This window comes from uncultured Campylobacter sp., from assembly GCF_937997405.1.
GTDB lineage: Bacteria > Campylobacterota > Campylobacteria > Campylobacterales > Campylobacteraceae > Campylobacter_B.
In genome coordinates this window covers 1-8,693 of sequence record NZ_CALKTL010000105.1, presented here as the reverse complement: position 1 = coordinate 8,693, position 8,693 = coordinate 1, and the positions used below count along the sequence as shown (strand labels likewise).

7 protein-coding genes are annotated in these 8,693 nt (G+C 46.5%); 4 read left to right on the top strand and 3 right to left on the bottom strand.

What is annotated here, in order from left to right; genetic code table 11:
• Window positions 1-237: 237 nt before the first annotated feature.
• The 3 genes from uppS to glmU are packed head-to-tail and all read right to left on the bottom strand — an operon-like array spanning window position 238 to window position 3,394.
• Complete coding sequence (uppS, locus tag Q0372_RS05680; protein WP_298103627.1) at window positions 238-915, bottom strand: polyprenyl diphosphate synthase; 678 nt, start codon at window positions 913-915, stop codon at window positions 238-240.
• A 3-nt stretch (window positions 916-918) separates the two neighbouring features.
• Window positions 919-2,100 carry a bifunctional phosphopantothenoylcysteine decarboxylase/phosphopantothenate--cysteine ligase CoaBC gene (gene coaBC, locus Q0372_RS05675; protein WP_298103624.1) on the bottom strand — a complete coding sequence of 394 codons (1,182 nt, stop codon included), beginning with the start codon at window positions 2,098-2,100 and terminating at the stop codon, window positions 919-921.
• Window positions 2,093-3,394: a bifunctional UDP-N-acetylglucosamine diphosphorylase/glucosamine-1-phosphate N-acetyltransferase GlmU gene (gene glmU, locus Q0372_RS05670; RefSeq protein WP_298103620.1), complete on the bottom strand. Its 1,302-nt coding sequence runs from the start codon at window positions 3,392-3,394 to the stop codon at window positions 2,093-2,095. The genes coaBC and glmU overlap by 8 nt, the downstream gene beginning before the upstream one ends.
• A 150-nt stretch (window positions 3,395-3,544) precedes the next feature.
• On the opposite strand from glmU, the gene Q0372_RS05665 reads away from it, so the two are divergent.
• The 4 genes from Q0372_RS05665 to Q0372_RS05650 all read left to right on the top strand — a co-directional run.
• Window positions 3,545-4,414 (top strand): EamA family transporter, encoded by an 870-nt coding sequence (locus tag Q0372_RS05665; RefSeq protein WP_298103617.1) that lies wholly within the window; start codon window positions 3,545-3,547, stop codon window positions 4,412-4,414.
• A 64-nt stretch (window positions 4,415-4,478) separates the two neighbouring features.
• Window positions 4,479-5,660: an efflux RND transporter periplasmic adaptor subunit gene (locus Q0372_RS05660; protein ID WP_298103614.1), complete on the top strand. Its 1,182-nt coding sequence runs from the start codon at window positions 4,479-4,481 to the stop codon at window positions 5,658-5,660.
• 19 nt (window positions 5,661-5,679) lie between these two features.
• Entirely contained in the window at window positions 5,680-7,608 is a 1,929-nt protein-coding gene (locus tag Q0372_RS05655; protein ID WP_298103610.1) for a MacB family efflux pump subunit, read from the top strand.
• A 13-nt stretch (window positions 7,609-7,621) separates the two neighbouring features.
• Window positions 7,622-8,693 (top strand): TolC family protein (locus Q0372_RS05650; protein ID WP_298103608.1); only part of this gene is annotated, 1,072 nt, incomplete at its 3' end.

The following is an 8,693-nucleotide window of genomic DNA, read 5'->3' as shown; positions in this document are numbered from 1 at the left end:
TAAATTTAAAAGGACGAAATTTTAAAATTCTAAAATTTTGAAATTTCACGGTACCGCGCGCTTACGTAATTAAAATTTTAAATTTTACGACGCCGTAAATTAAAATCCTGAAATTTTAAAATTTCAAGGTATCGCGAGCGCCAGCAGATTAAATTTTAAAATTTACTGCGTCATAGGCAATTCTGCAAATTAAAATTTTAAAATTTAAAGCGACCGTTAGAGCGACTGCGCCGTAGCTCAAAGACCGCCGAAGCGGCGCTGTTTGCGGCGGAAATCGTTCACTATACGCGCAAGCTCCTCGCGCGTGAAATCCGGCCACAGCGTCGGCGTAAACGCAAGCTCGGCGTAGCTCGCCTGCCAGAGCAAGAAATTCGACAGCCGCTGCTCGCCGCCCGTGCGCACCAGCAGATCCACGTCGCCGCTGTGCGCGGTATCCAGATGCGCGCCGATGCCCGCTTCGCTTAGTCGCTCGCCGCTTGCAAGCAGCCTCTCGCACGCTCGCACGATCTCGTCTCGCGAGCCGTAGTTGATCGCTAGGTTAAAATTTAGCGCTCGCCCGTTTTGAGTTAAATTTGAAAGATATTCGATCTCGCTTCGCAGATCGCCCTCAAAAGCCGATATGTCGCCGATCGGATAGAATTTTATCCCGTTTTGGATAAATTTTTCACGGCGCGAAATTAGAAATTTTTGAAGCAACTTCATCAAAAATTCCACTTCGCTTTTCGGACGCTTCCAATTTTCGGTGCTAAAGGCGTAGAGTGTGAGGTTTGCGATGCCTTCGTCAATGCAAAACTCGCAGATCTGCTCCACGACCTCCGCGCCCGCTTCGTGCCCGCCGGTGCGTAGCAGACCGCGCTTTTTCGCCCAACGCCCGTTGCCGTCCATCACAAGAGCGAGATGATGTAGGCTATTCACGGATCAGATTTTTTTCAGCTCAGCCGCGATTTTTAGGGCTACTTCGTCCTTCGGCGCGGTGTCGATTACGACCTGATCGTTTTTCGTGATGAAAGTGACCTTAAGGACGTCGCCGCCGAGCTTGATGATGTCGTCCAGTACGTTTAGGCAGACGGCGTCGAGATGCTTTTCATTAAGCATGCGTTTGGCCTCGCCGACGGCATTTTCGCGGTCGGTTTCTAGTTTAAAGCCCACCTTTTTGATATTTCCGCGCACGGAGCTTAAGATATCCTCGTTCTCGCCCAGGCGTAAATTCCAAATTTCGCCGATCTCCGCTTTTTTTACCTTATCTTTATAGCGCACCTTCGGCGAGTAGTCGCTTACCGCGGCGGCCATTATCAAATACGCGCCGTCTGGGAATTTTGTGCTGTCAAGCGCCGATTTTAGACCGATAGTGCTTTCAAATTTAACGAGCTTGTATGGTAAATTTTCATATTCGTTGCTAGAGATCAGCGTCACGTCCGCACCCAGATAAAACAGCGCGTCGGCAATTGCTTTGGAGGTTTTGCCGCTGGAGAAATTCGTAATGCCGCGCACGCTATCGATCTTTTCGATCGTCGCGCCTCCGGTGATGATGACGGTTTTATCCTCCCAAAATTTATCGTTGTAAAGCGCGCGCTTTAGCGTCTTCATAATCGCCTCGGTGCTCGCTAGTCCGCCCTTGCCGGTATCTCCGCAAGCTAGGGTTTTTTCTATCGGATCCACAAAATACGCATTCACGCTCGCTTTTAGCATATCGATGCAGTTTTTTGTGATGTTATTTTCAAGTAGTGCGGGGTTCGCGGCTGGCGCGATAACTACCTTTGCATGGGCGAAAGCCGCGTTTAGCACCTCTAAAAATACGTTGTCACAGACGCCCCACGCGAGCTTGTTTATAGTATTTGCCGTCGCAGGCGCGATCAAAACCAAATCCACCTTGGAATAAGCGATGTGGTTGATGCCCGCCTGCCAGTTTTCGTTGGCTTTGCAAAGCACGGGGTGATCGCACAGCGCCTCGAATGCTTTGTAGCTGACAAACTCCTGCACGCCGTCGCTGAGCGCGACATAGACGTCGAAATTCGACTTTTTCAGAGCGGATAAAATTTCAAACGCTTTGTAAAAACTGATACTCCCGCAAACCGCCAGTAAAACCTTTTTCTTATTCATCTTCGCTCCTAAAAAATTTATGGAAAAATCCATCTTTGTTGATTTGTTTGCTTCGGCTGATCGCCAGCGCGCCGCTTGGAACGTCGCTCGTGACAGTCGTGCCCGCGGCGATTATGACGTCGTCGGCTACCCGCACGGGCGCTACTAGCTGCGTGTCCGAGCCGATAAAGACGTTTTTGCCGATTATCGTTTTGTATTTTTTCTTGCCGTCATAGTTGCACGTAATCGTGCCGCAGCCGATATTGCTGCCCTCATCGATCTCGCAATCTCCAAGATAGCTTAAATGCCCCGCCTTGATCTTGTTTACTTTTGCGTTTTTAAGCTCGACGAAATTTCCGATATGGGTGCCTATAACCTCGCATTTTGGGCGCAGATGCGCCATCGGACCGATGTCGGAGTTTTTTACAATGCTATCTTCGATGACGCAGCCGCTTTTTATGAGCGAGCTTTCGATCACGCAAGGACCGATGATGCTTACGTTTTCTTGCAGCTCGCACTCGCCGATAAATTTCGCCCTACTATCGATGTAGATGCTTTGCGGTAGGCGCATTAAAACGCCTTGCTTCATCAAATTTTCTTTGATCTCGTTTTGCATTAAATTTTCGGCGATGCTGAGGGCAAATTTATCGTTTATGCCCATGAAGCTTTGCTCATCCACCCACACGGCGGCGCATTTTAAACCCATATCTTTGGCGATTTTGATCGCGTCTGTGAGGTAGTACTCTTTTTGAGCGTTATCTGGTTTGATCTGCGGCAGAATTTGTTTCAATGCCTCGCTTTTGAAGCAGTAGCAGCCTGCGTTTGCGTCTTTTACCGCCTTTTCTTCCTCGCTTGCGTCCTTTTGCTCGACGATCTTTAAAATTTCGCCGCCGCGGGTGATTACGCGGCCGTATCCAAATGGGTCTCGCGCGCTAAAAACGCTTAAATTTACCTCCGCGTCCCCCTCGCAGAGTTTGCGAAGCTCGGCGCTTTTTACCAAAGGCATATCGCCGCAGATTATGAGCGTTTTGGCTCCGCTGATTTCGACCTCTTTTAGCCCGCCCGCAGTGCCGGGGAAATGCTCGTGGTCTTGTTTGTAGATTTTGGCGTTTGGAAAGTGCGCCAAAACCGCGCTTTTAACCTCGTCGAATTGATAGTGTAAAATCACGCTCACGTCGTTTGAAATTTCGTAAGCTTTCTTTAAGATGTGGATTATCATCGGCTCGCCGCAAAGCTCGAAAAGAACCTTAGCTTTTTGCGACTTCATCCGAGTGCCGAGTCCTGCGGCAAGAACTATAACCGAAACGTCGTTCATTTTTACCCTTAAATTTCAAAAATCGGATAATTTTAACACATTTAAAATAAATAAAAACCTAAATTTATGCCGCGTGGGCGAAATTTAAATCCCAAATTCAACTAAAATTTTATAAAATTCCGCCTAAATTTTAAAGCTTAGGCGGACGTTTTGAAAAAACTGATTTTGGTTACTTGTATTTGGGCTTTTAGTTTCTCGCTGATAGGCGAGTTTTTGCGCGGCATAGACAGCGCGTATTTGGCGTTTTCGCGCGTATCGTTGGCGTTAATTTGCTTTTTGCCGTTTATGAAATTTCGCGGCGTAAATCCCGCCCTGGCGCTTAAAATTTGCGCCGTGGGCGCCGTGCAGATCGGCGTGATGTATATCTTCTACTACCGTAGCTTTGCGTATTTGAAGGTCTATGAAGTAGCGCTTTTTACGATATTTACTCCGTTTTACGTGACGTTGCTTTACGACGCGCTTAAGCTTAGATTTTGCGCGTTATATCTTTTTAGCGTAGCAGTCGCGGTGCTAGGTGCCTTGGTGATAAAATTCGGCGCGATAAATTCCGAGTTTTTGACGGGCTTTTTGCTCGTGCAAGGCGCAAATTTATGCTTCGGGCTCGGACAGAGCGCGTATAAATTTATGCTGGAGCGCCACGGCTTTAGCGAGCAGAAGGAGCTTTTCGGCTACTTTTTTGTGGGGGCTACCGCGGTTACGGCGATTGCCGCGATAGTGCTCGGGGATTTTTCTAAATTTAATCCTAGCTTCTCGCAGGGCGCGGTGATCGTGTATCTAGGAACTGTCGCAAGCGCTCTGGGATATTTTTTGTGGAACAAAGGCGCGTGCGAAGTCGATAGCGGCGTGCTTGCGATCATGAATAACGCGCTCATTCCCGCAGCGATCGTCGTAAATTTAGTATTTTGGCAAAAAGACGCCGATCTGGCGCGCCTACTTGCGGGCTCGGCGCTGATCTGCGTTTCGCTAATTTTACATAAAAAGATCATGAAATTTTATGCCCTGCGCGAGCAAAGAATTTAGTATTTAACTAAAATTTTATATTTTTACATTAGAATTAGCCTTTATTTTATTTGAAGTTGGAAAAATGAAAAAAACATTGAAATTTATCGCCTTTACTCTGTTTATCGTCATTGCGATATATTTTTTATACGGCAAATTTTTTAAACAAGAAGAGGTGCCGAAGGCCCTTACCACAAGGCTTGAGAAGGGTAGTATCAGAGGCACGGTAACGGCTGCGGGCGAGGTTTATGCCAGGGATTTGGTCGATGTGGGCGCTCAGGTAAGCGGTCAGATCAAAAAGCTCTACGTCAAAGTGGGCGATAAGGTTCAAAAAGGCGATATGATCGCACAGATTGACTCGGTCACGCAAGAAAACGAGATTGCGCAGCAAAAGGCGCAGCTTCTAATCCACGAAGCAAATTTGGCTTCGGCAAAGATCGCCGCGGCAAACGCTAAAACGCAGTATAACCGCGAGCTGCAGCTGTATAAAAGAAACGCCGCTTCCAAAGAGGCTGTGGAAAACGCTAAAAATAGCGCCGCTTTAAAAGAGGCCGAGCAGAAGCAGATCGAGGCGCAGATCGAGCAGACCAAACTTCAGCTAAGCACGGCGGAGACGAATTTCGGCTATACCAAGATCACGGCTCCGATAAGCGGCACGATCGTTTCCATGCCGGTAGAGGAGGGCAAAACGGTAAATTCCAACCAAACTACGCCTACGATCGTAAAGATTGCCGATCTGAGCAAGATGGAGATCAAGATGCAGATCGCAGAGGGCGATATATCTAAAGTAAAGGTTGGAATGGACGTAGAATACTCCATACTATCGGATCTGGATAATATCAAAAAGGCTAAAATTTACAAGATCGATCCGGGTCTTACCACGCTTAGCGACGGGACTTACGATAAAACCTCTAGCGGCTCCTCATCCTCCAGTAGTAGCGACAGCGCGATCTATTTTTACGCAAAGATGCTCGTAGATAACGAAAACGATTTTTTAAAGATCGGAATGACGACCGAAAACAATATAATCGTAAGCGAAGCGAACAATACGAGCTATCTACCTACCTCCGTCATTAAGCGCGACGGGGGAGGCGATTACGTCACTGTGCTTAACGGCAAAGAGCCCGAGCAGCGATACGTAAAAACGGGCGTCAGCGACGATCTGAATACTGAAATTTTAAGCGGTCTTGATGAAAAAGATGAGGTGCTCATCGCCGACGGAAAAGCCGCACCGTTAAATATGGACGGGCCTCCGATGGTATTTTAGAGAATTTTATGGTGTGAAGATGTTAGAGCTTAAAGATATAAACAAAAAATTCATTCTCGGCGATAACGAAATCCACGTCCTAAAGGACGTAAGCTTAAATATCGAAGCAGGCGAGTTTATATCAATAATCGGGCAATCGGGAAGCGGAAAATCGACTCTGATGAATATAATCGGCTGTATCGATACGCCAAGCAGCGGAAGCTACAAGATCGAGGGTCGCGAGGTAGCAAATTTAAGTGGCGACGAGCTTGCGGCGCTTAGAAGCAAAAAATTCGGCTTTGTCTTTCAAAAATACAATCTCATCGCCACGATGGATGCTACCGCAAACGTCTCGCTGCCTGCGGTGTATGCAGGCATAGGGGCGAGCGAACGGACGAAACGAGCGGTGGAGCTTTTGGATAAACTGGAGCTTGGCGACCGCATTAAAAATTTACCGAGCAAGCTTAGCGGCGGACAGCAGCAGCGCGTAAGTATCGCCCGCGCTCTGATAAACGGCGGTGAAGTGATTTTGGCCGACGAGCCCACCGGCGCGCTTGATAGCAAAAGCGGCGAGACGGTGATGCAAATTTTAACGGCGCTACACAAAGAGGGCCACACTATCATCATAGTTACGCATGACGCGCATATTGCGGAATTTGCGGATCGTATCATCGAGATAAAAGACGGTAAAATTTTAAGTGATAAAAGAAAAGCTGGGCGGGTTTTTGAGCGCAAAAAAGAGGAGATTAAAACTAAAAATTCCTTTATATTTTGCAAAGATCAGCTCATCGAGAGCTTTAAAATGTCCATTAGCGCGATATTTTCGCATAAACTAAGATCGATTTTGACGATGTTAGGCATCATCATCGGCATCGCCTCGGTTATCTGCGTAGTAGCTCTCGGTAAGGGTTCGGAGGAGCAAATTTTATCCGAGATCCGTAAAATTGGCACCAATACGATTGATATCTTTCCCGGTAAAAATTTCGGCGACGTGCGTGCGGGCTTCGTGAGCACCCTTACGATAAGCGATTCTAAAGTTTTGGCGCGCCAGCCCTACGTCGATTATGCTACACCAAATGCTTCTGCAAGCGGTACGGCAACCTATGCGAATTTAAGCTCCAAGGCTCAACTGCGCGGCGGCGGCGTGAATTCTTTGGCGGTTAATGGCATAGATATAGAAGATGGTAGAAATTTTAGCGACGATGATATTAAAAATTCTGCCTCTGTCGCGATTATCGATCCAAACACTAAAAAAACGTTTTTTAAAAATTCAGATCCGATCGGTAAGACGATTTTATTTTCGGGTAAGCCACTTAAGATCATAGGAGTTTCGGGCAAGGATAAAAACGCCTTCGGAAGCAACGAAAATTTAAGAATTTACGCGCCGTATTCAACTGTGATGAATAAAATCACGGGCAATCGAAAAATCAGCTCTATTACCATCAAAATAAAAGACGATGTCAATACTCAAGTGGCCGAAGAGAGCCTAACTCAGCTACTTATCCAAAGACACGGTTCGCGGGATTTTCATACGATGAACGCAGATACTATCAAACAAACAATACAAAGCACTACCGGCACGATGACGATTCTGATCTCATCAATCGCGGTGATCTCACTCGTCGTCGGCGGCATCGGCGTGATGAATATCATGCTCGTAAGCGTTACTGAGCGCACGCGCGAAATCGGCATCAGGATGGCGATCGGCGCGAAGCAATCCAATATCTTGCAGCAGTTTTTGATAGAGGCGATCTTGCTTTGCTCGCTCGGCGGAGCTTTAGGAATTTTAATCGCTTTGGCGCTTGGATTTGCGTTTAATACCATAAGCCCGGATTTTGCGATGAAATTTACTACTGCGCCTTTCGTGATCGCTTTTGCGGCGTCGTCCGCGATCGGTATAGTTTTCGGCTATCTGCCGGCAAGAAACGCCAGCAGATTAAATCCGATAGATGCTTTAGCACAAGAATAACCAAGGAGAGAAAATGATAAATTCCAAAGTAATTTTAAGCGGCGTTTTAGCTGTTTTTATCGGCGGTTGCGCCTCAAATCAAAGTGAGGTCGAATTTAAGCCTGTAGAGCATTTCAAGGACGAAAATGCAAGCTATGAAATAGATACGCTGTGGTATAAAAAATATGGCGAATCATACCTAAATAAGCTTGTAGATCAAGCCCTTGCGAATAACTACGATCTAAAAACAGCGGCTTTAAATGTTGAGAGTGCTTATGCAAATTTAGGGCTAAGCAGGGCTGATCTTTTTCCTACGCTAAGTAGCTCGTGGAGTGCGGGCGCTAATCGCGACATAAGCACCGGCTCGAACTGGAACAAAACCTATAGCTCTGGTTTTAACGTAAGCTATGAGCTTGATCTTTTCGGCAAGATCCGCTCGGCGGTAAATGCCGAGGGCTGGAACGCCAAAGCTAGCGAGTTTGATCTCGAAAATACCCGCCTGACTCTTATAAATTCTGTCGTAAGCGGCTACTTCGAGATGCTTTATCTAAACGATTCGCTAAAATGGACAAAACAGAATTTAAGCGATTACCGAGAGATCGAAAAAATAATCAAGGCAAAATACGATTACGGCAAGTCCGAACAGCTTGATTACAGGCAGATTCAAAATTCTATCCTAGGGCTTGAAAACAAGGTTTTAAGCATTCAAAAAAATATCGAGGATAATCATAAATATATGAGAAATCTCATCTCCTCCAGCTTGCAATTTGATGATAACACCGATTCGATAAATTCTATAGAATTCCAAGGCGTTGATCTAAATGTGCCTTACACAGCGCTTGCTAACCGCCCCGACATTAGAGCTGCGATCGCTAGGTTAAATTCCAGCTTTTACGACGAACAGACCGCTAAGTTAAATTTCTTTCCTAGCGTGAATTTGGGCGCAGGGCTTACTAACGGGCAAGGCGTGAGTGCCAACGATAGCTTCAAGCTAAATTTTTTAAGTGGCAACGTAAGCATAAGTCTGCCGTTTTTGGATTATGCGAGGGTTGAAAACCGCCTTAAAATTTCGGAGATCGCTTTTCGCAAAAACGTCGTAAATTATG